General features: G+C 71.3%; 28 protein-coding genes. 14 read left to right on the top strand and 14 right to left on the bottom strand.

What is annotated here, in order from left to right:
- From FV230_RS09870 to FV230_RS09860, 3 genes are all read left to right on the top strand, one after another.
- Window positions 1-311: cobalamin biosynthesis protein (locus FV230_RS09870; RefSeq protein WP_187275458.1), on the top strand; the 311-nt coding region annotated here is incomplete at its 5' end.
- Window positions 308-1,108, top strand: a complete 801-nt coding sequence (cobM, locus tag FV230_RS09865) for a precorrin-4 C(11)-methyltransferase (protein WP_147842243.1) — start codon at window positions 308-310, stop codon at window positions 1,106-1,108. The genes FV230_RS09870 and cobM, both read left to right, overlap by 4 nt.
- Complete coding sequence (locus FV230_RS09860; protein ID WP_147842242.1) at window positions 1,105-2,421, top strand: cobyrinate a,c-diamide synthase; 1,317 nt, start codon at window positions 1,105-1,107, stop codon at window positions 2,419-2,421. Before cobM ends, FV230_RS09860 begins: the two co-directional genes overlap by 4 nt.
- Before the next feature lie 77 nt (window positions 2,422-2,498).
- Here FV230_RS09860 and FV230_RS09855 read toward each other — a convergent pair whose 3' ends face one another.
- The gene (locus FV230_RS09855) at window positions 2,499-2,912 is read right to left on the bottom strand and encodes a helix-turn-helix transcriptional regulator (RefSeq protein ID WP_147842241.1); all 414 of its coding nucleotides are present in this window, start codon (window positions 2,910-2,912) and stop codon (window positions 2,499-2,501) included.
- Between the two features lie 407 nt (window positions 2,913-3,319).
- Between FV230_RS09855 and FV230_RS09850 the strand changes: the two genes are divergently transcribed.
- Together FV230_RS09850 and FV230_RS09845 are read left to right on the top strand one after the other, a co-directional pair.
- Entirely contained in the window at window positions 3,320-3,658 is a 339-nt protein-coding gene (locus FV230_RS09850) for an antibiotic biosynthesis monooxygenase (protein WP_147842240.1), read from the top strand.
- Window positions 3,659-4,201: 543 nt separating this feature from the next.
- Window positions 4,202-5,707: an undecaprenyl-phosphate glucose phosphotransferase gene (locus FV230_RS09845; RefSeq protein ID WP_147842239.1), complete on the top strand. Its 1,506-nt coding sequence runs from the start codon at window positions 4,202-4,204 to the stop codon at window positions 5,705-5,707.
- Window positions 5,708-5,736: 29 nt separating this feature from the next.
- Here the strand turns inward: FV230_RS09845 and FV230_RS09840 are convergent, their stop codons facing one another.
- Window positions 5,737-6,237, bottom strand: coding sequence for a Fur family transcriptional regulator (locus FV230_RS09840; protein WP_147842238.1), 501 nt, complete (start codon window positions 6,235-6,237; stop codon window positions 5,737-5,739).
- Window positions 6,238-6,506: 269 nt separating this feature from the next.
- Here FV230_RS09840 and FV230_RS09835 point away from each other — a divergent pair, with 269 nt between their 5' ends.
- Window positions 6,507-7,370 carry an ABC transporter ATP-binding protein gene (locus tag FV230_RS09835; protein WP_244032988.1) on the top strand — a complete coding sequence of 288 codons (864 nt, stop codon included), beginning with the start codon at window positions 6,507-6,509 and terminating at the stop codon, window positions 7,368-7,370.
- Window positions 7,367-8,230, top strand: coding sequence for a metal ABC transporter permease (locus FV230_RS09830; RefSeq protein WP_147842237.1), 864 nt, complete (start codon window positions 7,367-7,369; stop codon window positions 8,228-8,230). Before FV230_RS09835 ends, FV230_RS09830 begins: the two co-directional genes overlap by 4 nt.
- A gap of 22 nt (window positions 8,231-8,252) precedes the next feature.
- On the opposite strand, the gene FV230_RS09825 is transcribed toward FV230_RS09830, so the two are convergent.
- Window positions 8,253-8,855, bottom strand: a complete 603-nt coding sequence (locus FV230_RS09825; RefSeq protein ID WP_147727042.1) for an exopolysaccharide biosynthesis protein — start codon at window positions 8,853-8,855, stop codon at window positions 8,253-8,255.
- Window positions 8,856-9,186: 331 nt separating this feature from the next.
- On the opposite strand from FV230_RS09825, the gene bcsS reads away from it, so the two are divergent.
- The 3 genes from bcsS (at window position 9,187) to FV230_RS09810 (ending at window position 10,676) form a co-directional block, all read left to right on the top strand.
- Window positions 9,187-9,930: a cellulose biosynthesis protein BcsS gene (gene bcsS / locus FV230_RS09820; RefSeq protein WP_246694811.1), complete on the top strand. Its 744-nt coding sequence runs from the start codon at window positions 9,187-9,189 to the stop codon at window positions 9,928-9,930.
- A gap of 93 nt (window positions 9,931-10,023) precedes the next feature.
- Window positions 10,024-10,272 (top strand): type II toxin-antitoxin system Phd/YefM family antitoxin, encoded by a 249-nt coding sequence (locus tag FV230_RS09815; protein ID WP_187275457.1) that lies wholly within the window; start codon window positions 10,024-10,026, stop codon window positions 10,270-10,272.
- Window positions 10,269-10,676, top strand: a complete 408-nt coding sequence (locus FV230_RS09810) for a type II toxin-antitoxin system VapC family toxin (protein ID WP_147842235.1) — start codon at window positions 10,269-10,271, stop codon at window positions 10,674-10,676. Before FV230_RS09815 ends, FV230_RS09810 begins: the two co-directional genes overlap by 4 nt.
- Here the strand turns inward: FV230_RS09810 and FV230_RS09805 are convergent.
- Together FV230_RS09805 and FV230_RS09800 are read right to left on the bottom strand one after the other, a co-directional pair.
- On the bottom strand, window positions 10,666-12,240 hold the full coding sequence (locus FV230_RS09805; RefSeq protein WP_147842234.1) for a cryptochrome/photolyase family protein: 1,575 nt from the start codon (window positions 12,238-12,240) through the stop codon (window positions 10,666-10,668). The two genes, FV230_RS09810 and FV230_RS09805, sit on opposite strands and share 11 nt — an antisense overlap.
- Before the next feature lie 5 nt (window positions 12,241-12,245).
- Entirely contained in the window at window positions 12,246-12,980 is a 735-nt protein-coding gene (locus FV230_RS09800; protein WP_147842233.1) for an SDR family oxidoreductase, read from the bottom strand.
- Window positions 12,981-13,133: 153 nt separating this feature from the next.
- Here FV230_RS09800 and FV230_RS09795 point away from each other — a divergent pair, with 153 nt between their 5' ends.
- A complete protein-coding gene (locus FV230_RS09795) occupies window positions 13,134-14,000 on the top strand; it encodes a formyltransferase family protein (RefSeq protein ID WP_147842232.1) in 867 nt (288 codons plus the stop codon).
- Window positions 14,001-14,064: 64 nt separating this feature from the next.
- Window positions 14,065-14,205 carry a DUF2256 domain-containing protein gene (locus FV230_RS09790; protein ID WP_147728565.1) on the top strand — a complete coding sequence of 47 codons (141 nt, stop codon included), beginning with the start codon at window positions 14,065-14,067 and terminating at the stop codon, window positions 14,203-14,205.
- 4 nt (window positions 14,206-14,209) lie between these two features.
- On the opposite strand, the gene FV230_RS09785 is transcribed toward FV230_RS09790, so the two are convergent.
- From FV230_RS09785 to FV230_RS09750, 8 genes are all read right to left on the bottom strand, one after another.
- On the bottom strand, window positions 14,210-14,800 hold the full coding sequence (locus FV230_RS09785; protein WP_147842231.1) for a nucleotidyltransferase family protein: 591 nt from the start codon (window positions 14,798-14,800) through the stop codon (window positions 14,210-14,212).
- The gene (locus tag FV230_RS09780; protein ID WP_147842230.1) at window positions 14,793-15,818 is read right to left on the bottom strand and encodes a molybdopterin-binding protein; all 1,026 of its coding nucleotides are present in this window, start codon (window positions 15,816-15,818) and stop codon (window positions 14,793-14,795) included. Before FV230_RS09780 ends, FV230_RS09785 begins: the two co-directional genes overlap by 8 nt.
- Window positions 15,815-16,516, bottom strand: a complete 702-nt coding sequence (locus FV230_RS09775) for an XdhC family protein (RefSeq protein ID WP_147842229.1) — start codon at window positions 16,514-16,516, stop codon at window positions 15,815-15,817. The genes FV230_RS09780 and FV230_RS09775 overlap by 4 nt, the downstream gene beginning before the upstream one ends.
- A gap of 1 nt (window position 16,517) precedes the next feature.
- Window positions 16,518-16,841, bottom strand: a complete 324-nt coding sequence (locus FV230_RS09770; protein ID WP_147842228.1) for an XdhC family protein — start codon at window positions 16,839-16,841, stop codon at window positions 16,518-16,520.
- Between the two features lie 183 nt (window positions 16,842-17,024).
- Complete coding sequence (locus FV230_RS09765; protein WP_147728570.1) at window positions 17,025-17,891, bottom strand: NAD(P)-dependent oxidoreductase; 867 nt, start codon at window positions 17,889-17,891, stop codon at window positions 17,025-17,027.
- A 71-nt stretch (window positions 17,892-17,962) separates the two neighbouring features.
- A complete protein-coding gene (locus tag FV230_RS09760; protein ID WP_147842227.1) occupies window positions 17,963-19,348 on the bottom strand; it encodes an ATP-binding protein in 1,386 nt (461 codons plus the stop codon).
- Window positions 19,345-20,064, bottom strand: a complete 720-nt coding sequence (locus FV230_RS09755; RefSeq protein WP_147842226.1) for a response regulator — start codon at window positions 20,062-20,064, stop codon at window positions 19,345-19,347. The genes FV230_RS09760 and FV230_RS09755 overlap by 4 nt, the downstream gene beginning before the upstream one ends.
- A 192-nt stretch (window positions 20,065-20,256) precedes the next feature.
- Complete coding sequence (locus tag FV230_RS09750) at window positions 20,257-21,195, bottom strand: glyoxylate/hydroxypyruvate reductase A (protein WP_147842225.1); 939 nt, start codon at window positions 21,193-21,195, stop codon at window positions 20,257-20,259.
- 178 nt (window positions 21,196-21,373) lie between these two features.
- Here FV230_RS09750 and FV230_RS09745 point away from each other — a divergent pair, with 178 nt between their 5' ends.
- Entirely contained in the window at window positions 21,374-21,769 is a 396-nt protein-coding gene (locus FV230_RS09745; RefSeq protein ID WP_147842224.1) for a VOC family protein, read from the top strand.
- Between the two features lie 23 nt (window positions 21,770-21,792).
- Window positions 21,793-22,389 (top strand): histidine phosphatase family protein, encoded by a 597-nt coding sequence (locus FV230_RS09740; RefSeq protein WP_147842223.1) that lies wholly within the window; start codon window positions 21,793-21,795, stop codon window positions 22,387-22,389.
- 20 nt (window positions 22,390-22,409) lie between these two features.
- On the opposite strand, the gene FV230_RS09735 is transcribed toward FV230_RS09740, so the two are convergent.
- On the bottom strand, window positions 22,410-23,123 hold the full coding sequence (locus FV230_RS09735; RefSeq protein WP_147842222.1) for a hypothetical protein: 714 nt from the start codon (window positions 23,121-23,123) through the stop codon (window positions 22,410-22,412).
- Window positions 23,124-23,309 lie beyond the last annotated feature (186 nt).

Below are 23,309 nucleotides of genomic sequence, written 5' to 3'. Positions count from 1 at the left end.
ACCCGCGCGTGCCGACGCGCTCGGCCCGGATCGAGCGATCGCGCGGCGTCGGCTCGCTCGCCGAGGCGGCGGCGCTCGCCGTCGCCGGCGAAACCGGACGCCTGATCCTCGCCCGCATCGACGACGGACGCGCCACCTGCGCGCTCGCGGCGCTGGGCCTAGCGAGCGACGAGGCGATGCGCGAGGCCGATGAGGCCCGCGCCCTCTACCGTCCCCCCTCTGCGGGGGTAGGGAAGGAAGCGGGCGCCGTTAGCCGATCGAAGACTCCCATATCCCAGCGCCCCCGAGCGGCGCAGATCGTGACCGCATGACCGTCCATTTCATCGGCGCCGGGCCGGGCGCTCCCGACCTCATCACCGTGCGCGGGCGCGACCGGATCGCCGCCTGTCCGGTCTGCCTCTATGCCGGCTCCCTGGTCGCGCCGGAGATCCTCGGCTGGTGCCCCCCGGGCGCGCGGATCGTCGACACCGCGCCGCTCGACCTCGACGCGATCGTCGCGGAGATCGAGGCGGCGCATGCGCGCGGCGAGGACGTGGCCCGGCTGCATTCCGGCGACCTGTCGATCTGGAGCGCGCTCGCCGAGCAGATGCGGCGGCTCGACCGGATCGGGATCGCCTACACCGTCACGCCGGGCGTCCCGGCCTTCTCCGCGGCGGCGGCCCTGCTGAAGCGCGAGCTGACCGTGCCGGGCGTGGCGCAGTCGGTCGTCCTCACCCGCACCTCCGGGCGGGCGAGCGCGATGCCGGAGCGCGAGACGCTGGCCGGCTTCGCCGCCACCGGCGCGACGCTGGCGCTGCACCTCTCGATCCACATCCTGGACAAGGTCGTCGCCGAGCTCGTGCCGTTCTACGGCGCGCCCTGCCCGGCCGCCGTGGTGTTCCGCGCCTCCTGGCCGGACGAGCGGGTGATCACCGGAACGCTGGCGACGATCGCGGGGCAGGTCGCCGGATCCGGGATCGAGCGCACGGCGCTGATCCTGGTCGGGCCGGCGCTCGGCGCCGAGGATTTTCGCGAGAGCGCGCTCTACGCGGCCGACTACGACCGCCGGTTCCGGCCCGGCGGGGCGGTCGGCAGCACGGGCATCGACAACGAGGACGCGAACGCATGAGCGTTCCCGGCATCCTCGTCGCCGCGCCGCGGTCGAGTTCGGGCAAGACCACGGTGACGCTCGCGCTCATGCGCGCGCTCGCCCGTCGCGGCTTGCGCGTCCGCGGGGTCAAGTGCGGGCCGGATTACATCGACCCGGCCTTCCACGAGGCGGCGACCGGCTTTCCGAGCGTCAACCTCGACAGCTTCGCGATGGGCCCTGCCCTCCTCGACGCGGTCGCCGGGTTCGCCGTGCGGGACGCCGACATCGTCGTGGCGGAAGGATCGATGGGGCTGTTCGACGGCGTCCGAGCCGGCGAGGGCCGCACCGGCGCGAATGCCGACATCGCCGCCCGCTACGGCTGGCCCGTGCTGTTGGTGCTCGACGTGTCGGGGGCGGCGCAGTCGGCGGCGGCGATCGCGCTCGGCTGCTCGCTCTACGATGCGCGCGTCAGAATCGCGGGCGTGGTGCTGAACAAGGTGGCCAGCGCCCGCCATCGCCGCCTCGTCGAAGCCGGGCTCGCCCGCGTCGGGATCCCGGTCCTCGGCGCGCTGATGCGGGATGCGTCGCTGGTCCTGCCGGAGCGCCATCTCGGCCTCGTGCAGGCGCGGGAGACCTCCGACCTCGACGCCCGTCTCGACCGCCTCGGCGACCTCGCCGTCGAAGGTCTCGATTGCGATGCGATCCTGGCTGCGGCCGGCGGCGCGGTTCCCGCCGGCGCGGGCGCCCTCCCCCGCCCGCCGGGGCAGCGCATCGCGGTGGCGGCCGATGCCGCGTTCAGCTTCCTCTATCCGCACCAGGCGGCAGGCTGGCGGGCGGCGGGCGCGGAGATCGTATCGTTCTCGCCGCTCGCCGACGAGGCACCGAGCCAGGGGTGCGACGTATGCTGGCTGCCCGGCGGCTATCCCGAGCTCCATGCCGGCCGGATCGCCGCGGCGACGACCTTCCTCGGCGGCCTGCGCAGCTTTGCCGAGACACGGCCGGTGCACGGCGAGTGCGGCGGCTACATGGTTCTGGGCGAGAGCCTCGAGGATGCGGCCGGCATGCAGCATCCGATGGCCGGGCTTTTGCCGGTCGCGACCTCGTACAAGTCGCGCAAGTTGCATCTCGGGTATCGCGTCGCACATCCCATCGCCGATGGGATTCTGGGGCGGGCGGGGCTGCGCCTCGTCGGCCACGAGTTCCACTACGCGAGCGAGTCGACCCCGCCGCCCTCCGAGGACGAAGCATTCTGTCGGGTCGCCGACGCGGAAGGGACGGATCTCGGGTTTGCCGGGCATCGGCGCGGTCGCGTCACCGGCACGTTCTTCCACCTGATCGCGCTCGACGACTGACGGACGACGACGGCGGGCCGGCAGCGCTCAGCGATCGGAGGCGAGCGCCGCCCCGATCGGGGGCGGACCGTCCCGGCTCACTCGGCGGCTTCGGCCTCGGCCGTGTCCGCCTGGGCATGGCCGAGCTTGGCCACCGTCCGCACGATCGCGAGCACGTCGCGGCGCATCTGGTCGTTCTCGATTAGCGCGTAGGCCCGCAGCAGCTCGATCGCGCCGTGGGCGCTGAGGAAGCCGAACACGTCCTCCTTCGGCGCCGCGCCCTCCTCCTTCTCCTCGAAGAAGGCTGAGACCGGAACCTCGAGCAGGCGCGCGATCTCGCGCAGGCGCCCCGCGCCGACGCGGTTCTGCCCCTTCTCGTACTTCTGGACCTGCTGGAAGGTGACGCCCACCGCCGTCCCGAGGGCCGTCTGGCTCAGCCCTCGCGCCTTGCGGAGCGCGGTGATGCGGAGACCGACGAGGCGGTCGACGTCGGTGGTCTGTTTGGGCATCATCGTCAGACACAATCCCATTTCGCGGTCGCGACCGGGTGGGTGACCGTCATCCTCGGACGGTCGACACGCCGACCGGGAGATTGACAGCCGGTTGCGGAGGCCGCCACCTACCTCGCGCCCGTCACGGTGCCGTGCCAACGTCTTGTCAGAGCGAAGGGATAGCCACCTGAGCGCCTCAACTGAAGACAACTAGGACACGAAATAAATCTGAATGCAAGCTTAGATCGATCAGATCGAGGCCTTGTCACGACGTTTGCGCTGCGACGCTACGAGCCTGCGCTAAAACTATAGTATGTTGGTTCGACAGGTGGCGTCGGCCTACCGAAGCGGTCCTCAGTACGAATTACGCAGATTCGGGCGTTGGAATCAGGGTGGTGGCGAGATGCCACCACATCATGGAGACATCGATGTTCATTGCGATGAATCGTTTCAAAGTGGTTAAGGAATCGACAACGGATTTCGAGCAGGTCTGGCTCGGCCGCGACAGTCATCTCGGCGAGATGCCGGGCTTCGTCGAGTTTCATCTTCTGCGCGGACCCGAGGCGGAAGATCACGTGCTCTACGCCTCGCACACGATCTGGCGCTCGAAGGCCGATTTCGAGGCCTGGACCCGCTCCGAGCAGTTCCGCAAGGCGCACGGCCGCGTGCCGACGACGAAGCCGCTCTATCTCGGCCACCCGCAATTCGAGGGCTTCGAGACGATCCAGACCGTCGGCGGAGCGAGCGGCGACGTCGCAGCGGCCTGATCACACGGCCTCGGCGTCCCGAAGGCGGGACGGCCGAGGTTCCTCCATCCCGGCCGCCGGCTCGTCTCCTCCGGCGTGATGCGAGCGGGGCGCGATCGGCGCCCCCGCGTCGAAAACGGTTCCGGCACGCTCGAAGCCGAAGCGCGGCGGGCCGCCGACGCATGGACGCCAAAGCGCGTCTTCGGCACGCATCGCTACGTCCGGCCGCGTCGGCACGAGGGGCGTGCCTCCGACCCGCAACGGAACCGCCATCACTCGAACGTGAAGCTTGACCGTGAAGCCGTCGGGCCCCCGACGGCGTAGGACGGCCGCTGCGATTCGATTGCTCGTGATCGACGCGATCCTGACGAAACCGTCCCTCAGTAGTTTGCTCGCGTTGCGACGCGCTGGTCGGACCCTTAAGGCCAAGTCATCTCGCGCAAGGTGACGGGTGTCGTGATCGCGGCCCTACGCTTGCTCCATAGTCCAAGAGTGCTCTTCTCGACGCGTGATCCGTGTCGTTTCGGGACACCGTCCGGTTCAGTTCGGAACATGGCGCGCCAGATGTTTCAAGATCGCCTGCCTGAGACTTTCCAGCCGCTGCCGACTTCGGCGGAGCGGCGGCGCAATGTATGGACGGCGCTGCTCCCGCGTCGGAGCCGCGGCGCGTTCCGCATCGGCATCTCGGCCTCGGTGGCGATGACCGACATCCTGTCGATCGTCATCACGACGATGGTGGTCGAATACGGCTATTTCTTCCTTCTGAACGGCGAGATGATGCCGTTCTCGGCGAGCTGGGGCCTGCAGCTCTCCGGTCTGCTGGCGATCGTCATCGTCGCGACGTCCGCCCTGCGCGAGGAATACGCGATCGAGGCGATGCTGGCGCAGAAGGCGTCGCTGCAGAAGAGCGCGGCCCGGTGGGTCGTCGCCTGGGCTGCGGCGCTCGTGGTCGGCTTCATCACCAAGACGACGAACGAGGTCTCGCGCGTCGTCGCCCTTACCGTGTTCGTCTCGGGCCTGCCGGTCTTGATGCTGGCGCATGCGGCGATGATCGGGCTCGTGCGCCGCAGCGTAACGCCGGCGTCCGCCTCGGTGAGCCGCGTCCACCTCGTCGGCTTCGAGGACGACATCGCCCGCTTCTACGCCAGCAACGAGGCCGATTCGCTCGGCCTGCGCGTCGTCGGCACCAGCTATCTCCGCCGGGTCGACGCCCGCGCGGACGAGGCCACCCGCCATGCGCAGATGTCGGAGGATCTCGACCTCGCGGTCTCCGTGGTGCGGTTCCTGCGCCCCGACGACGTCTTCATCCTCGTGCCCTGGGCCGACACCGCCGAGGTGGAGCGCTGCATCGACGCCTTCCTGCGGGTGCCGGCGGCGCTGCACCTGCGCCCCGGTTCCGTGCTCGACCGCTTTCCCGACATGCAGGTGTCCCGGGTCGGCCGCCTCTCCGGTATCAACATCGGCCGCCGTCCGCTGAGCATGGCCGAGGTGCTGCTGAAGCGCCTCCTCGACGTGACGCTCGCCACGATCGCCCTCGTCGCGCTGAGCCCGCTGCTCGCGGCCATCGCCGTGGCGATCAAGCTCGACAGCCCCGGCCCGGTGTTCTTCCGGCAGAAGCGCTACGGCTTCAATCAGCAACCCTTCGGCGTGTTCAAGTTCCGCAGCATGAAGGCCGAGGCGGAGGCGGTGTTCAAGCAGGCCTCGCGCAACGATTCGCGCATCACCCGCATCGGTGCCTTCCTGCGCCGGTCCAACCTCGACGAGCTGCCGCAGATCCTGAACGTGCTGAAGGGCGAGATGTCGCTCGTCGGGCCGCGCCCGCACGCGCTCGCGCACGACCGCAGCTTCGAGCGGCGCATCGCCCTCTACGCGCGCCGACACAACGTCCGCCCCGGCATCACCGGCTGGGCGCAGGTCAACGGCCTGCGCGGCGAGACCCTGACCGACCTCGACATGGAGCGCCGGGTCAACCACGACCTGCACTACATCGACAACTGGTCGATCTGGTTCGACATCCAGATCATGTTCCAGACGGTGTTCTCGCGCCGCGCCTACCGAAACGCGTTCTGAGCCGGAGTTCCGCGAGCGGCGTCCCGGGATCAGTGGGCGCCGTCGGACTGCCGCCCGTGGCAGGCGCCGCACTCGCCCTCGACCTCGAGGATCCGGCTCGCCGGGCGGAACCCCGCCCGCTCCAGGGTGCGCCCGAGCCCGGCCTCGATCTCGGGCGAGGTGGTCTCGTCGATGCCGCCGCAGCTCCGGCAGATCAGGAACACCAGCCCCTCCCCCGCGCCGTGCTCGTGCGCGCAGGACACGAACGCGTTGCGGCTGGCGATGCGGTGGACGAGGCCGTTCTCGGTCAGGAAGTCGAGCGCGCGGTAGACCGAGACGGCGGCCACCCGGCGATCCGGCCCGCTCAGGCGCTCGGCGATGTCGTAGGCACCCATCGGCTTGCCCGTCTCCGCGACGGCCTGCAGCACGTCGTGCCGCAGCTTGGTGAAGTGCAGGCTCCTGTCGCGGCAGAGCTTCGCGGCACGCGCCATCGTCGCGGCGGCGTGCTCCGCGCCGCACGCCTCCCCTTCGTGCCCGACGTGATCGTGCATCCCGATCCTTGCGGCCGGGGCGCCCCGATTGAACGCCGCCGGTGTTACAGTGTATCACCACGGATTATAGGCCGCGCCACCGGTCCGGGCAACGGATCGACCTTCGGCGCTCGCGCACCCTCGACGAAGATCGTCCCCTTGAGACCCAGATCCCGCCCGCCGGCTTCCTCGGCCGCATCGTTGTTCCATAGCGGCTTGGCGTTCCGCTTCGGCCTCGCCGCCGCGCTCGCCGCGCCGCTCTGGCTGGCGATCGCCTGGACGCTGGGCGCGTGACCGCGCGCACGCCCGTGGCCGCCGGCGACATCCGCCTCGACGGACTGACGCTCGGCTACGACCGGCATCCGGCGGTGCACCACCTCGACGGCACCATCCGCCGCGGCGACCTGCTGGCGCTGGTCGGCCCGAACGGCGCCGGCAAGTCGACCCTGCTGAAAGGGCTGATCGGCGAGATCCCCAGCCTCGACGGGCAGATCCACCGCGGCATGCCGGCCCGCACGCTGGCCTACCTGCCGCAGGCGGACGAGATCGACCGCAGCTTCCCCCTGAGCGTCCTCGATCTCGCCAGCATGGGCCTGTGGCGCCGGTCCGGCGCCTGGCGGAGCCTGCTCGGGCATCGAGGCGCCGTGCTGAAGGCGCTCGACGCCGTCGGGCTGTCCGGCTTCGAGGCGCGACCGATCGGCACCCTATCGGGCGGCCAGTTCCAGCGCGCGCTGTTCGCACGCCTGATCCTCCAGGACGCGCAGGTGCTCCTGCTCGACGAGCCGTTCACCGGAGTCGACGCGCGCACCACCGCCGACCTGATCGCGCTGATCCGCACGTGGCACGGCGAGGGCCGGACCATCGTCGCGGCGCTGCACGACCTGGCGCAGGTCCGTGCGTACTTCCCGAAGACGCTCCTGCTCGCGCGGGAGCCGGTCGCCTGGGGCGCGACGGCCTCGGTGCTGTCGCCGCAGAACCTCGCCCGCGCCACCCGCCTGTCCGAGGCCTGGGACGAGGACGCCGCCATCTGCGCCCACGACCATGCCCAAGTCGCCCCGGCACCCGACGGGTCCGGGCACGACGATGGGCACGATCACACGCACGGGCATCACCATCGCCCGGCCCCACCCGAGCAGCACGAGACCGCGGCGTGATCGATCCCTTCGCGCCGTTCGTCGAGTTCGGCTTCATGCGCCGGGCGTTGGTCGGCTGCCTCGCGCTGTCGATCTCGGCGCCGCCGGTCGGCGTGTTCCTGATGCTCCGACGCATGAGCCTGATGAGCGAGGCGATGAGCCATGCCATCCTGCCCGGCGCCGCCGTCGGCTTCCTGGTGGCGGGCCTGTCGCTGCCGGCGATGACGCTGGGCGGGCTCGTCGCGGGGCTCGCGGTCGCCCTGCTCGCCGGCCTCGTCACCCGCTCGACCGTGATCCGCGAGGATGCGAGCCTGGCCGCATTCTACCTGATCTCGCTCGCCGCCGGCGTGCTGCTGGTGTCGATGCGCGGCTCGCAGATCGACCTGCTGCACATCCTGTTCGGCACGGTGCTGGCGCTCGACGACCCGGCGTTGCTGCTGCTCGGCGGCATCGCGACGGCGACCCTGTTCGGCCTCGCGCTGATCTACCGCCCGCTGGTGATGGAATGCGTCGATCCGCTGTTCCTGCGCACGGTGAGCCGCGGCGGCGGCCCGGTGCACTACGCCTTCCTCGGCCTCGTGGTGATGAACCTCGTCGGCGGGTTCCAGGCGCTCGGCACCCTGCTCGCGGTGGGGCTGATGCTGCTTCCGGCGATCGCCGCCCGGTTCTGGGCGCGCGGGCTCGGCACGCTGATCCCGGCCTCGATGCTGATCGCGGTGGTGGCGAGCTTCTCGGGCCTGACCCTGTCCTACCATCTCGACCTGCCGACCGGGCCGGCGATCGTGCTGGCGGCCGGCGCGCTCTATCTCGTGTCGATGCTGGCGGGCCCGCGCGGAGGGCTGCTCTACCGCTTGGTGAAGCCGCGGCATCTCGAGGCGTGAGCCGGAGCCGCACGATCGCGGTTCAGAGGTGGAACAGGCTCATGATCCCGGCGACGATCGCGTAGGCGAAGCCGGCATTGAGCAGCACGCCCAGGCTCCCGATCCCGAGACCGACCAGCACCAGGATGCCGTCGCGCTCGACCAGCCCGAGGCCGACGAGGCAGACGGCGAGCCCGAGCGGGATCTGGCCGATCACCGGCGCGGCGACGATCAGCGCCAGCGACAGCGTCAGCAGGGCGATGCCCATGCCGCGCATGCCGAGCGCCGTCTCGAACACGCTGAGCCGTGGCCGCGACCAGCGCTCCAGCCGCCGCAGCACCGGCACGGCGCGCTTGACGGCCCGCTCGACGTCCTTCCGGGCGACCGACCGTCCCAGCAGCGCCTTCGGCAGCCAGGGCGACGACTTGCCGATCGCGATCTGCACGGCGACGAGCAGCAGCAGCAGGCCGCAGACCAGGGGGATCGGCGGCGGCATCGGCAGGCAGTTCGGCAGGCCGAGCAGCACCACGAGCAGCGCGAAGGCACGGTCCCGCAGCACCGCGACGATGTCGCCGACGGTCAGGCGGTCTCCCTCTTGGCTGGCGAGAACCGTGAGGACGTCGGACGTTCGGGCACCGGAATACAAAACGTGGCCGCAGGTTGCTGTCCCGGCGCGGGCTCTAGCCGAGTTCGGCACCGCCGCCAAGCATGAGCCTCGCCCCCTCCCCGGCGGCGCACCGTCCGCGGGAAACCGACAAGCCTGGAAGCTTCAGAAAGGACATATTTCCTTCAGGTTGGCTAGGCGATTCATGCGTAACTTGAAGTTACATACTCAGAGTTGCGGTTGATTGTTTCACGGCCGAATGGTGGAAAAATCGACGACCGTCTTTGAAACTGTCGCGACATCTCTCCTGAATCGCCCCATGTTGCGAGCCTTCGAGATATAAGATTTTCATCTTGTATTAGGAGTCATCGGCTTGGCACGGCTCGCGTCCCCGCACCGAAGGCGCCGTCTCGCGGCGGCGGTCGCGTGCCTGCTCTGCACCGTTCCAACCGCATCCCCCACGGCTCGGGCCGGCGATCTCGACACCCTGCTGTTCGGCAGCCTGGATGCCGGCGCCGCGAATTTCCTGTCCATCGGCGCCAAGATCGCGCTGGACAAGCTCGACCGGCCGGGTTTCGTCGCGCTCGCCAGCCTCGGCGGCGGGCGCCGCAACGAGATGGCGTGCTACTGCGATTCGTGGGGCAGCGCTCGCCTGTCGCGCTACACCGTGCTCGGCGCGGCGCTGGCGGGCTATCAGTGGTTCCCGGATTGGGGCGTCGTCGCGTTCTATGCCGGGCCGGAGGGTGCGTACGAAGCCCTGACTGACGGGCGCAGCGTGGCGACGCTTCCGATGCCTTGGGGCCTTCGCCTGCACGGCGAGGTCTGGGCGCGCCCGACCGACGAGAGCCTGGTTCAGGCGACCCTGGTCCTGGGCTCGGCGCGCGATTCGGCTTGGTCTCGGATCGCCCTCGGCTATCGCGCCTGGGGCTTCTACCTCGGCCCCGAAGTCAGCCTCTACGCCGACCGGACCGGCTATACGAAGTGGAATTTCGGCGCCCACGCCACCGATTTCTCAGTCGGCAGCTACAGTTTTCGCGTGTCGGGCGGCGTACAGGTCGAGAGTACCGAAAGGCGGCCGAGCCCGTACCTCGCGTTGTCGGTCTGGACGCCGTGGTGAGCGATGCTCGACCCATCCGCGGCTGGCCGAACCATGCTACGATTGCCAGCAGCAGACGCAGCGGAAACGCGACGTCGTTCGGTTGGTGATCGTATGGACGCAATCAGCATCTTCGACGCAGAAAGTTCGCTCGGCTCACTTCTCGATGCGCTCGAGGCTGGCCAGGACGTGCTCGTCCTGCGCGATGGCAAACCCGTCGCACGGCTCGTGCCGCCGACCCGTGAGGATACCACGGCCCTGACGGTTGGCGGGCTGCGCGCGTTGCGCGATCGCATCGCCGCCCGCGGTGAAACGTTCAGCCCAGATGAGATAGAGATTTTTCGTAGCGAAGACCGCCGGTGAGCCTCTGCATCCTAGATGCGTCGATGGCCCTCGCTTGGGTCCTGCCGATCGAGAGCGATGCGAGCGATATTCTCGAACAGGTCGCGGCAAAAGGTGCGATCGTGCCTGGCCTCTGGGCTCTCGAGGTCGGGCACGTCCTTCTTACGGCTGAGCGGAAGCGCCGCATCGTAACGGCAGAGAGGACTCAGGCTCTCGAGCTTCTCGCAGCCCTACCGATCTCGATCGATACCGAGACCGCGCGACATGCCTGGTCGGCGACGATGACGCTCGCCGCCAAGCACGGGCTCTCGCTGTACGATGCGAGCTATCTCGAATTGGCGATTCGGTGTTCACGCCCCCTCGCCTCGCGCGATGCGAAGCTCCTTCGCGCCGCGTCCGCCTGCAGCGTTCCAGTTATCGTTTAATCTCGCCCGCCGGCGCATCGGCGCTCAGCCCATCGAGGAACGACGCCGCGTCCGCCGCGATCTCGGCCTTGCGCGCGGGCGGCATCGCGGCGAGCGTGCGATAGGGCATCGACAGGCGCGGGTTGCCTTCGAGGCGGTCGGCGTTGGCGATGAGGAAGTTCCAGTACAGGTAGTTGAACGGGCAGGCGTCCGGGCCGGCCTTCTTCGCGACGTCGTAGCGGCAGGCGGCGCAGTAATCGGACATCCGGTTGATGTAGGCACCGGAGGCCGCGTACGGCTTCGATCCCATCACGCCGCCATCGGCCCACAGCACCATGCCGTGCACGTTCGGCAGCTCGACCCACTCGTAGGCGTCGGCGAAGACGATCAGGTACCATTCCTCGACCTGCGCCGGCGAAAGCCCTGCGAGCAGGGCGAAGTTGCCGGTGACCATCAGGCGCTGGATGTGGTGGGCATAGGCATGGGCCCGCGTCTCGGCGACGACCTGCGCGAGGCAGTTCATCTCCGTCTCGCCCGACCAGTAGAACCACGGCAGGTCGCGCCGCGCGTCGAGGGCGTTGGTCTCGGCATAGGCCGGCATCCGCGCCCAGTAGAGGCCGCGCACGTATTCGCGCCAGCCGAGGATCTGGCGGATGAAGCCCTCGACGCAGTGCAGCGGGGCCGCGCCCTCGCGATAGGCGCGCTCGGCGGCGCGGCAGACTTCCTCCGCGGTGAGCAGGCCGGCATTGAGCGGCGGCGAGATCAGCGCGTGGTACAGGAACGGCGCGCCGGTCTTCATCGCGTCCTGGTAGTCGCCAAAGGTCGGCAGGCCGTCGGCGATGAAGTGCTTCAGGGCCTCGAGCGCGTCGCGGCGGGTCACCGGCCAGCCGAAGCCGTCGAGGTCGCCGAAATGCCCGGCGAACGCGCGGGCGACGAGGTCGAGCACCGCGCGCGTCGTCGCGTCCGGCTCGAAGCGCAGGCGGCTCGGGACGGCATGGCCCCGCGGCAGCTTCTTGCGGTTGTCGGCGTCGAAGTTCCACTGGCCGCCGACGGGATCCTTGCCGTCCATCAGCAGGCCGGTGCGGCGGCGCATGCCGCGGTAGAACGTTTCCATGCGCAGCGCCCGGCGGTCCCCGGCCCAGTCGGCGAAATCGCGGCGCGGGCACAGGAAACGGTTGTCGTCGCGGATCTCGACCGGGACGGCGAGGTCGTCGCGCCACGCCTGCATCATCGACCAGACCCGCCATTCGCCGGGTTCGGTCACGACGACACGGTCCGGCGCGTGCCGGGCCACCGCGCGCGCGAGCTCGCCGGTGAAGCTGCCGCTGTTGCCGGGATCGTCGAGGCGGACGTAATCCACCGTGACGCCCTCGGCTTCGAGCTCCGCCGCGAAGTGGCGCATGGCCGAGAACAGGAAGGCGATCTTCTGCTTGTGATGGCGGACGTAGGTCGCCTCCGCCATCACCTCGACGATGAGCACCACGTCGGGCGCATCGAGATCGACGAGGCTAGACACGCGCCGGTTGAGCTGGTCGCCCAGCACGAACCGCAGGGTCTTCCGCCCCCCGGTGTTCCGCGTTGCCAAGCGCCTCAGCCCTTGGTGCGCAGCATCGAGCGGCCGCCGTCGGCGCCGATGATCTGCCCGGTGATCCAGCCGGCCTCGGCCGAGACGAGGAAGGCGGCGAGCCCCGCGATGTCCTCCGGCGTGCCGAGGCGCTGCAGGGCATGCATCGTGGCGATGCCCTGGGCCAGGGTGGCGTTGCCGGTGATCGCGGCGGCGAGCGGCGTCCGGGTCAGCGAGGGCGCCACCACGTTGATGCGTACGTGCGGCGCGAGCTCGGCCGCCAGCGAGAGGCCGAGGCCTTCGACCGCCCCCTTCGCCATGGCGACCGAGGCGTGGGCCGGAAACCCCTGTGCCACCGCGACGGTGGAGAACAGGACGACGCCCGCGCCCGCCTCGCCGGCACCGGCCTTCAGCGCGCCGGCCGCTGCCTGGATCGCCGAGAAGGCGCCGAGCGCGTTGATCCGGAAATCGGTCTCGGCGTCCGCCCGGGTCAGGCGGGCGAGCGGGCGCAGGTTGATGGTGCCGACCGCGTAGACGAGGCCGGCGAGGCGATCGCCTGCCTCCGCGGTAGCCTGAGCGAAGAAGTCGGGGTCGGCGACGTCGCCGGCCGTCACGGTGGTCTCGCCGAGTTCGGCCGCCGCGGCTTCGAGCCGGCCGCGGTCGCGCGCCGCGAGGTGGAGGCCGTAGCCGCGGTTGCGCAGCGCTTCCGCCGTCGCCCGGCCGATGCCGCCCGTGCCGCCGTAGATCAGAACCCGTTGCATGCTCGCCCCCGTCGCCGCCGAACGCCCCTTGCCGGCGGAGACGGTTCGACAAGATGAAGCTAAGGCGTCGTGGTGGACGGGGGAGTCGGTCGAGGCCGGCGCGGCCGTTCCACAAGGTCGCATCTCATCGAGACCGCCGGAGAATCCAGGTTCATGAAGTTCGCCTTCGCCGGCATCGATTTCCTCGGCGGCGTGTTCGAGGGCCTGATCGAGGCCGGCTGGACCCCGATCAAGCTGTTCACCCGCCCCTGCGACGGGCTCTACGATCACAACGACGTGGTGGTGGCGCGCGCCCGTCAGCTGCGCCTGCCGATCCAGCTCTCGCGGCTGAAGGCCCAGGATCTCGACGCGCTGAACGCCGCCCACGGCCGCGACTGGGCGCTCGTCGTCGCGGGCTATCCTTGGCTGATCACCGGATGGCGCTCCCGCGCGGCCTTCGGCTTAAACATCCACCCCTCGCCGCTGCCGACCGGGCGCGGCCCCTACCCGCTGTTCCGGGCGGTGGAGGAAGCCTACGAGACCTGGGGCGTCACCGCACACGTGCTCGCCGAGGAGGGCTTCGACACCGGCGACATCCTCGCGCAGGACCTGTTCCCGCTCGACGCCCAGGAAGACCACGAGACGCTGCTGGCCAAGTGCCAGATGGCGGCGCGGCGGCTCGCGACCGGGCCGATCGGCCGCGATCTGCCGGCGCGGTGGCGGCGGCCCGAGCCGCAGGGCGACGGCTCGTACTGGGCGCGCGCGAGCGACGTCGACCGCACCCTCGACTTCCGCGCCGACGTCGCCGCGATCCTGCGTCGGATCCGCGCTTTCGGATCGATCGAGACGCTGGCGCGGCTCGGCGACGCTCGCGTCTACGTCGCGCAGGCCGGCGGCTGGCGCGAGGCGCACAAGCATCTGCCCGGCACCGTCGTCCATCGCCACAGGCGCCACGTCGTGGTTGCGGCCCGCGACGGCTACATCCAGATCACACGGTGGTCGCCGGTGGGGCTGGCCGAAGCCGGACAGATCGGGCGCTGACCGGATGTCCAGGCGAAGCGGGGGCGATTCCGCAAACAAGAGTTCGGGCCGGACATCGGGGAAGATGATCCGCAAGGGCGACCTGCCGACAAAGCTGTGCGCGCAGTGCGGGCGGCCGTTCGCCTGGCGGAAGAAGTGGGAGCGGGTCTGGGACGAGGTCCGATTCTGCTCGGATCGCTGCCGAAGCGAGGCGAAGAAGGCCTGAGCCTTCAGAGCCGAGCCAGCATCTCCGGCGTGTCGACGTCGAGCGCGGTCCCGGGCTCTCCCGGAATTTCCAGGACGTCGGCGCGACCCTTCAGCAGCGGCCCGGCGCCGTGATCGCCGGACAGGCTGGCGATGGCGTCGCCGAGCACGCGCCGATCGAGCAGCACCGGGTTGCCGCGGCGCCCCGCGATCGTCGGCACCACGGCACTCGGAGCCGGCTTCGCGGCCCGGTAGGCGGCGGCGAGGCGATCGATCTGCTCCGGCGTCACCCGCGGCATGTCGCCGAGCAGGATCACCGCCGCATCGGTCTCGGCCGGCAGCGCGGCGAGTCCCGCCCGCAGCGAGGTCGAGAGGCCGGAACCGAACGCGGCGTTCTCGACGAAGACGAGGTCGAGATTGTGAAGGACGGCGCGCACGGCCACCGCATGGGCCCCGAGCACGACGACGACCGGACGGGCCCTGGACGCGAGGGCGGCTTCCGCGGCGTGGCGCACCAGCGGCGTCCCGTCGAGCCGCGCGAGCAGCTTCGGTTCGGCACCGAAGCGGGTGCCGCGCCCGGCGGCGAGCAGGACGGCACCGATTGCGATGTCAGGCATCGTCGGCCGCGCTCGGTTCGCCCGATCGCGGCTGCGGCCGCGAGACGATCTCCATCAGCAGTCCGCCAACACCGAGCGCGACGATGTCCGCGCGGGTGACGGGCAGGTCCGCGAGCAGGCGGTGCAGCACCCAGTCGAACCCGTTCTCCTTGGGCGAGCGGGCGCAGCCCGGCGCGCCGATCACCGGAACGTCCCGCAGCGCTCCGAGCAGCAGCAGGTTCCCGGGATCGACCGGCATGCCGAAATGGATCACCGCGCCGCCCGCAGTCGCGATGCCGGCCGGGATCACGTCGCGGCGGTCTGCGATGGCCGAGGCGCCGAACACGATCGCCAGGTCGGCGCCGTCCTGCGCGGTCGCCGCGACCAGCGCCTCGGCGACCGCACCGGCCGCGTGCGGTACGCGACGGTCGGCGACGATCTCGGCGCCAGTCGGCGCGAGCCGATCCGCGAGGGCGGCCAGGGTCCGGTCGACGGTGGTCTCCTTCAGGCTCGGCAGCCGCGTCGAGACCACGCCGACCCGCCGGCGGCGATAGGGCGAGACCCGCAACGCGCCGGCCGGCGCGGCGGCGCACGCATGCGCCAGGACCGTACCCGGCACCGCGTAGGGGATGATCTTGATCGTCGCGACCATCTCGCCGGCCACCACGGGCTTGAACGGCGGCAGCGTCGCCGCGGTGATCGCCTCGTCGACGCCGTTGACCGCATCGATGCCAGCTCGATCGACGACCAGAACGCCGGGCCCGACCGCGAAGAGGTTGCAGCGTCCGGTGAACGGCGGCTCGCAGCGCAGGCCGGTCCCGGCGAGGTGCCGCGCCAGGGTCTCGGCGGCCTCGTCCTCGCCGACGTCGCCCGGCTCCAGGGAGACGGCCACCAGATCGCGCACGCCCTCGGCCGCGAGGCCTGCAATCGTTTCGGGCGAGATCGCCCGGCCCTTGCGCAGGGTCGCGCCGCCCGCCTTGATGGTGTGGGCGGCGATGAGGCCGAGCGCGGATCCGACCGGAACCGGCCCGAACTTCACGAAGCTGCCTCGCGCGGCGCCCGACGCAGGGCGGCGACGATCTGCGCCATCACCGACAGCGCGATCTCGGCCGAGCTGACCGCGCCGATGGCGAGCCCGATCGGGGCGCGGATGCGCGCCAGCTGGGCCTCGGAATAGCCGGCCTCGATCAGCCGGACCGCGCGCGCCGCGTGGGTTTTCCGCGAGCCGAGCGCGCCAATGTAGAAGCACTCCGCCGAGAGCGCGGCCTTCAGCGCCGGATCGTCGATCTTGGGATCGTGGGTCAGCGCGGCGAGCGCGCAGTAGCGGTCCAGCGGCGGCACCGCGCCGCCGAAGGCCGCGTCCGGCCAATCCGCCACCAGCGCGACGCCCGGAAACCGCTCGGGGCTGGCGAAGGCGGTGCGCGGGTCGATCACCGTCAGCGCGAGGTCGAGCGCGGCGGCCATCGGCACCAGGGCCTGGGTGATGTGAACGGCCCCGACCACGACGAGCCGGACCGGCGGCACTTGGACCGTGAGGAACAGCGTCCGGCCGTCCGCCTCGACGAGGCCGCTCCGGCCTGCGGCGAGGTGCCGACCGAGCGGTTCGGCGAGGTCGTCGGCGGCGATATCGGCCTCCCGAACCAGGCGCTGCCCGCCGTCGGCGATGTCGGTGACGAGGATCGCGGCGCGGCGGGCGGCACGCTCGGCGTTGAGGCCTTCGAGGATGTCGGCGCGCATGTCAGTCGATCCGCTCGACGAAGATGCGGATGCGGCCGCCGCAGGAGAGGCCGACCCGCCACGCGGTCTCGTCGGCGACGCCGAACTCGATCACCCGTGGCTTGCCGTCGGCGATGGTGTCGGCGGCTTCCGTGATCACGGCGCCCTCGACGCAACCGCCGGAGACCGAGCCGAGAAAGTTGCCCTCGCCGTCGACGACGAGGTGGCTGCCGACCGGACGCGGCGCCGATCCCCAGGTCTCGATCACGGTCGCGAGCGCCACGTCGCGGCCGTCGCGTCGCCAGGACGCGGCGGTGTTCAGGATGTCGGCTTCGGTCGAGATCATCGGCGTGCCTCGAAGGCCGCGCGCGCCGGCCTCAGGATGCGGGAGCCCGGTCGCGGGCCGAGAGGTTCAGGTATGGCATCGTGGGCGGGGCGCAAGGCGCGCGCAGCGGCGGTGTTGCACGGAACGCATGACGACCGACTTCACGCGTCGGTGCAAACGCCAGCCGTCGCCGCGTCCAAGCGCTCAGCGCCCGCTGCGCCGGGTCGCCACGGTGGCGAGCGCGGCCAAGTCCTTGTCGCCGTCGCCGTGCGCGATCGCGTCGATGAGGTTGTCCCGCAGGACGCTCGCGAACGGCATCGGCACGTTCACCGCCGCCGCGGCACCGAGGGCGAGGCCGATATCCTTGGCGCCGAGGCGGAGGCCGAAGCCCGGCGGCTCGTAGCGGTTCGCGGCGATCGACGCGCCGTAGCCCTTGTAGACCGGCGAGGCGAACAGCGTGCCGGTGAGCATGTCCAGAAGGTCGGCGCCGGCCACCCCGTGACCTTCGGCGAAGGCGGCGGCCTCGCCCATCGCCTCGATCGCCGAGACCAGCATGAAGTTGCCGGCGAGCTTCACGGCATTGGCCTGATGCGGCTCGGTGCCGAAGCGCCACGTCTTCGTGCCCATCGCGTCGAGGAGCGGGGCTGCGCGGTCGATCGCGCCGGCATCGCCCGCGGCGATGATATTGAGGGCGCCCGCCGCGGCCGCGTCCGGCCGCCCGAACACAGGGGCGCCGACATAGGCGATGCCGGCGCGCGCATGGATCGCGGCCAGTTCCTGCGCCAAGGCGACGGAGATCGTGCTCATCGACAGGTGGATCGCCGGCCGGCCTGCGCTGTCGAGCAGCCCGCCCTCGACGATGACGGAGCGCAGCGCTGCGTCGTCCGACAGCATGGTGATCGCCGCGTCGCCCGCGAACGCCTCGGCCGCACTCGCCACCGGCGTCGCGCCGGAGATCCCGTGCGCAGCATCCGGGGTCCGGTTCCAGACGCGGACGGTGTGCCCGGCCTCGACCAGCTTGGCCGCCATGGCGCGCCCCATGCGCCCGAGCCCTATGAATCCGACGTCCATGCGCTTCCTGCCTTCCGATGCCCGCTCGGCCTCAACGCCGATCGCGCCGGTCCGATGCAAGGCTCGGCCGTTCATTCCGCCGCGGCGGCGATCCGGGTCTCGGCGGGTTCGGCCGGGATCGCGGCGGCCAGCGGCAGCTCGATCGCGGCGGAGAGGCCGCCTTCCGGGCGATTCGTCAGGGTGAGCCAGCCGTCATGCGCTTCGACGATGGCGAGCACGATCGACAGCCCGAGGCCGAAGCCGCTCGCGTCGTTGAGATTGCGGGCCCGGTCGCCGCGCACGAACGGCTGCAGCATCGCGTCGCGCTCGGCTTCGGGAATGCCGGGGCCGGTGTCGCCGACCACGATGCGGACGCCCCGCGGCGTCTGCTCCATCGAGAGGCGCGCGCCGCCGCCGTACTTGACCGCGTTGTCGACGAGGTTGGTGATCGCCCGCTCGAGTTCGTCGGGCTTTCCGCGGACGAGCACGTGGCGGCTCTGCGTGACGAAGACGTCGGCGCCAACGTCGCTGAACCCGTCGCAGACCGTCTGCACCACCGAGGCGAGGTCGATCAGCGTCCGCGCGCTCGACGCGCCGCCCTGGCCGTCGCGGACGAAGGACAGGGCCGCCTCGACGAGCGCGTTCATCTGGTCAAGATCGCGCAGCGTCATGATGCGGGTGTGGTCGTCGTCGATGAACTCCGCGCGCAGCCGCAGGCGGGTGATCGGCGTGCGCAGGTCGTGGCTGATCGCGGCCAGCATCTGCGTGCGGTCGTCGATCAGGCGCCGCACGCGGTTGCGCATCCGGTCGAGGGCGCGGGAGACCGCGATCACCTCCCGCGGGCCGGCCTCGGGCAGCGCCACGTGGTCGTCCCCGGTGCCGAACGCCTCGGCGGCGCCCGCGAGCCGCGCCAGAGGCGCCGTCAGCGCCCGCGTCGCCCACACCGAGAGCAGCGCCAGCGTCAGGGCGAGGAAGATCACGGTGAAGATGATCGCGCCTTCGTGCGGCGGCCTGAGCGGGTCGTCGGGCAGGCTCGCCTGCAGCCGCGCACCGTTCGGCGTCACGATCCCGAGGCGGAGGTAGCCGTCGGCGCGCATCTCCGGCCCGCCGATCTCGACCACGGTCAGCGCCCGGCCGAAGCCGTTGCGCAGGCGGCGGACGACCGGGCGGTTGAGGCCTTCGCCCTCGGCAGCGGTCCCGGTCCAGGGTGCGATCTGAAGGTTCGGCACGCTGCGTGCCGCATTCGCCAGCAGGGCGTCGCGGTCCGGCACGGGAGCGTTGTCGAGGAGGCGGGCGACGATCGCGAGGCGCCCTGCCGCGACGCCGGGATGGTCGTCCGGCTTCCAGGGCTCGCGCAGGAGCACGAAGGCCGTGGTCGCGACCGCGTGCGCGACGACGATCGCAGCCACCACCAGCAGAGCGATCTGCCCGGCGACGCTGCGCGGGCGCAGGCGGGTCCGGATCCGGCCGAACCTCATGAGCGCGTCACCTCCGGCGTGAACAGGTAGCCGCCCGAGCGGATCGTGCGGATGATCTCGGGGTTGCGCGAATCGCGCTCGATCTTCTGGCGGATCCGGCTCACGAGCACGTCGATGCTGCGCTCGAACGGGCCGGCGCTGCGCCCCTGGGTCAGGTCGAGGAGCTGGTCGCGCGAGAGCACGCGGCCCGGGCGCAGGCACAGGGCTTGGAGCAGGTCGAACTCCGCGCCGGTGATCGAGATGCGCGCGCCCTCCGCGCTCAGCACCTGCCGCAGCGAGACGTCGAGCGTCCAGCCGACGAAGTGCATCCGGCGCGCGCCCTCCTCCTCCGCCACCTCGTTGCCGGTGCGGCGCAGGACGGCGCGGATGCGGGCCAGCAGCTCGCGCGGGTTGAACGGCTTGGCGAGATAGTCGTCGGCGCCGATCTCGAGGCCGACGATGCGGTCGATCTCCTCGGCCTTGGCGGTGAGCATCAGGATCGGGATCGCCGAGCTCGCGCGCAGGCGCCGGCACAGGCTGAGGCCGTCCTCGCCCGGCAGCATCAGGTCGAGGACGATGAGGTCGACCCGGCCGTCGGCCAGCGCCCGATCCATCTCCGCGCCGTCGCCGGCGAGGGTGACGCGGCAGGCGTTGCCGCGGAGGTAGCGCGCGACCAGGTTCGCGATCTCGCGGTCGTCCTCGACGATCAGGATATGCGGACTGGCGGGCGCGTTCATCGGCGGTCGTCTTCGGTCGCGTCCCGACGGGACTTCGCGGCTCCTTATGGCCCGAGACGCGCGACAATCGAAGATGGGGGGCGGCGGCAAATTTGTAACGGCGTGTTTCCCATGCGCGCTTCGGTGTGCGGCATCTCGAAGACGCAAGACGTTGCGTCCGCGAAACCACGCGACAGCTTGCGGCGACGGCGATCAGTACCCGCGGGCTCTGTCCACGCCCGCCGGCACCCGTCCGGTGCTGCGGAAGGCCGCCACGGCCCCGGCGACGATCGCGGCCGCCGAGGCTTCGTCGGTCGGCGCCGCGACGTGGGGCAGGACCGTGACGTTCGGGTGGTCCCAGGCCGGGTGGTCGCGGGGCAGCGGCTCCTGCGCGAACACGTCGAGCACCGCGTGCCCGACACGTCCGTCATCGAGCGCCGGCCACAGGTCGGCCTCGACGAGGTGGGCGCCGCGGCCGAAGTTGATCACGCCGGCACCCGGCGCCAGCCGGGCGAAGCAGTCGCGATCGAGGATGCCGCGGGTCTCGGCGGTGAGCGGCAGCAGGTTGACGAGGTAGGCCGCGCCGTCCAGCGCCGTGCCGAGGCCGTCGCGGCCGGAATGCGCAATCAACCCCGGAATCGCGGTGCCCGATCGGCTCCAGCCGCGCACGGGAAAGCCGAGCCCGAGCAGCAGCTCGGCCGAGGCCCGCCCCATCTCGCCCATCCCGAGGATCGCAACCGGGCACGCGGCGGCCGCGCGGGCCGGGTGCTGGCGCCATTCGCAGCGGCGTTGCTGCGCGGCGTAGAGCGGGAGATCGCGGTGCAGCGCGAGCACGCAGGCCCCGACGGTCTCGGCCATCGTTCGCGCCAGCGTCGGATCGACGAGACGGACGACGGGGACCGGCGGCAGCGTCGCGTCCTGCAGCAGGCGCTCGACGCCGGCCCACAGGCTGTGCACCCAGGCGAGCGACGGCAGTCCGGCCAGCGCCCCCGGAACCGGGTTGGCGACGATCGCGATGGCGACCGTCGAGCGATCGAACTCGTCGGCAGCCGTCACGATGCGTTCGTCCGGCATCGCACGGGCGAGCGCATCGCGCCAGATCGCCTCCTCGGCGGGCGATTGGCTGGTGGCGAGCAGGATGGGCTCAGGCATGAGGGCGCCTCGATCGGTCGACAGGGTTGGGAATAGCTTCGGCATCGGCTTCGAACGGGCCTCCGTGGCCATCGGCGCGGGGCTGTCGGCGGTTCGGCGCAGGGCTCCCGCCCTTTTCGGATCGGTTCTTCGCGCCAGATATCGGTGCTACTCCCTCGATCCGACCTGTGAGCGAAGAATGGCCAAGCCCGTCCATGCGATGATCCGCGTCCGCGACGAGGCGCGCTCGGTCTCCTATTACGAGGCGGCCTTCGGGCTCGCCATCTCCGACCGCTTCGACTTTCCCGATTTCACCCTGGTGTACATGCGCGCGCCGGATTCGCCCTTCGAGATCGAGCTGACGGTCAACAAGGACCGGACCGAGGCCTACGACCTCGGCGACGGCTACGGCCACGTCGCCGTCACCGTCGCGGATCTCGCCGCCGAGCACGCCCGCTTCACCCGCGAGGGGCTTCCGGCGACGGACATGAAGACGCTCAAGCACGGCGACAACGAGCTGGCGCGGTTCTTCTTCGCCACGGACCCCGACGGCTACAAGATCGAGGTGATCCAGCGCGGCGGCCGCTTCGCCTGACCCCGACACGAACCGACGAGACCATGACCCGCATGAACGGCCCGACCCGCATCGTCTGCCTCCGCCACGGCGAATCGACCTTCAACGCCGCCCACCGCGCGACCGGCCGCGATTCCGACCATCGCGACGCCCGCCTGACGCCACGCGGCCGGGAGCAGGCGCGCGCGGCGCGGGCGGCGCTCTCCGAGATCCCGTTCGACCTCGTGGTGGTCTCGCCGCTGACCCGCGCGATCGAGACGACTGCGCTGGTCTTCGCCGACCATCCGGCCGAGCCGAAGCTCCTCGTCGAGGTGCTGCATCGGGAGTGCCAGGAGAGCAGCTGCGACGTCGGCCGGGTCGCCTCCGAGATCGCGGCGGAGTTCCCGCATCTCGACGTCGGGCACCTGCCCGAGGTGTGGTGGCACGCCGAGGAGGGGTCCGACGTCGGCGGTCATCCGGTCGAGCCGCGACACCTGTTCGACCAGCGCGTCGCCGGGTTTCGCGAATGGCTGCGCGCGCGGCCCGAGCGGACGATCGCAGTGGTCGGCCACGGCACGTTCTTCTTCCACCTCGCCGGCGTCTGGCTCGACAACTGCGAGACCGTCGAGCTCGATCTCGACGCGGCTTCCGCCGCCGCCTGACGCGAACGCGTGATCGCGGCTCAGGCGTGCGCGGCCGATCGGGCGGCGTCGAGGCGGTCGCGCGCGGCGAACAGGTCGATGTCGGGCGCCTTCCGCCCGATCCGCAGCGCGCCGTCGAGGATCACGGCCGCCCGCGCCCACGTGCCCGGGGCGAACGGCGCCGCCCCCTCGGCGATCTCGGCCGCGCAGCGCGGATCCTCCGCTGCGCGGATCGCCGCGCTTGCGGTGCGGGAGACCGCGGCCGCCAATGCTCCGGAGACCCAGGCGCGCTGACCCGATGCGGCCTGCGCTCGCGCTCCACCCGCCCAGGCGGCCGAACGCGCGGCCGCCAGCGCCTCGTCGAGATCCGCCGCACCGGCGCAGCGGGTGGCGAGGGCGGCGGATCCGGCCCGCTCGAGCAGCGGCGGCAGAAGGCTGCGGATGCTTTCGAGGGCCAGAAAGGCCGTCCGCTCCGCCTCGACCGCCGGCGTGTCGGCGGAGCCGGACAGGCGCAGGACGAAGGCCATCAAGCGGTGGCGCTCGCCGTCCGGCATCGCGTCGTTGAGGCCGAGGGCGTAGGCCGCGAGCGGGCGCGAGAAGCAGGGCGGGCATTCGTCGCTCGACCGGATCGCGCGGTAGGGCAGCCCCGCGGCGACGAGGGCCGCCTCGTTGATGCAGGTGCCGCCGTCGGGTCCCGGAAACGGGTGCGAGCCCGAGAGCAGCCGCCAGTTCAGGATGTGGTCGAACCCTGCCATGCGGCGCCTCGCGTGCCGGGCTCCCTGCCCGGACCGGAGCGTGGCATGGCGGCGTGCCGTTGGCGAGGGGCGATCAGCCGCCGATGTCGAGCGCGAGGCCCGACAGCATCGCCAGCCCGAGCACCAGCACGAAGGCGCCGGCCAGCAGCTCGAGCGCGCCGATCGCCACGACGCCCGCGCGTCCGC

The organism is Methylobacterium sp. WL6, from assembly GCF_008040095.1.
Taxonomy (GTDB): Bacteria; Pseudomonadota; Alphaproteobacteria; order Rhizobiales; family Beijerinckiaceae; genus Methylobacterium.
This window is presented reverse-complemented; position numbering and strand designations above follow the sequence as displayed.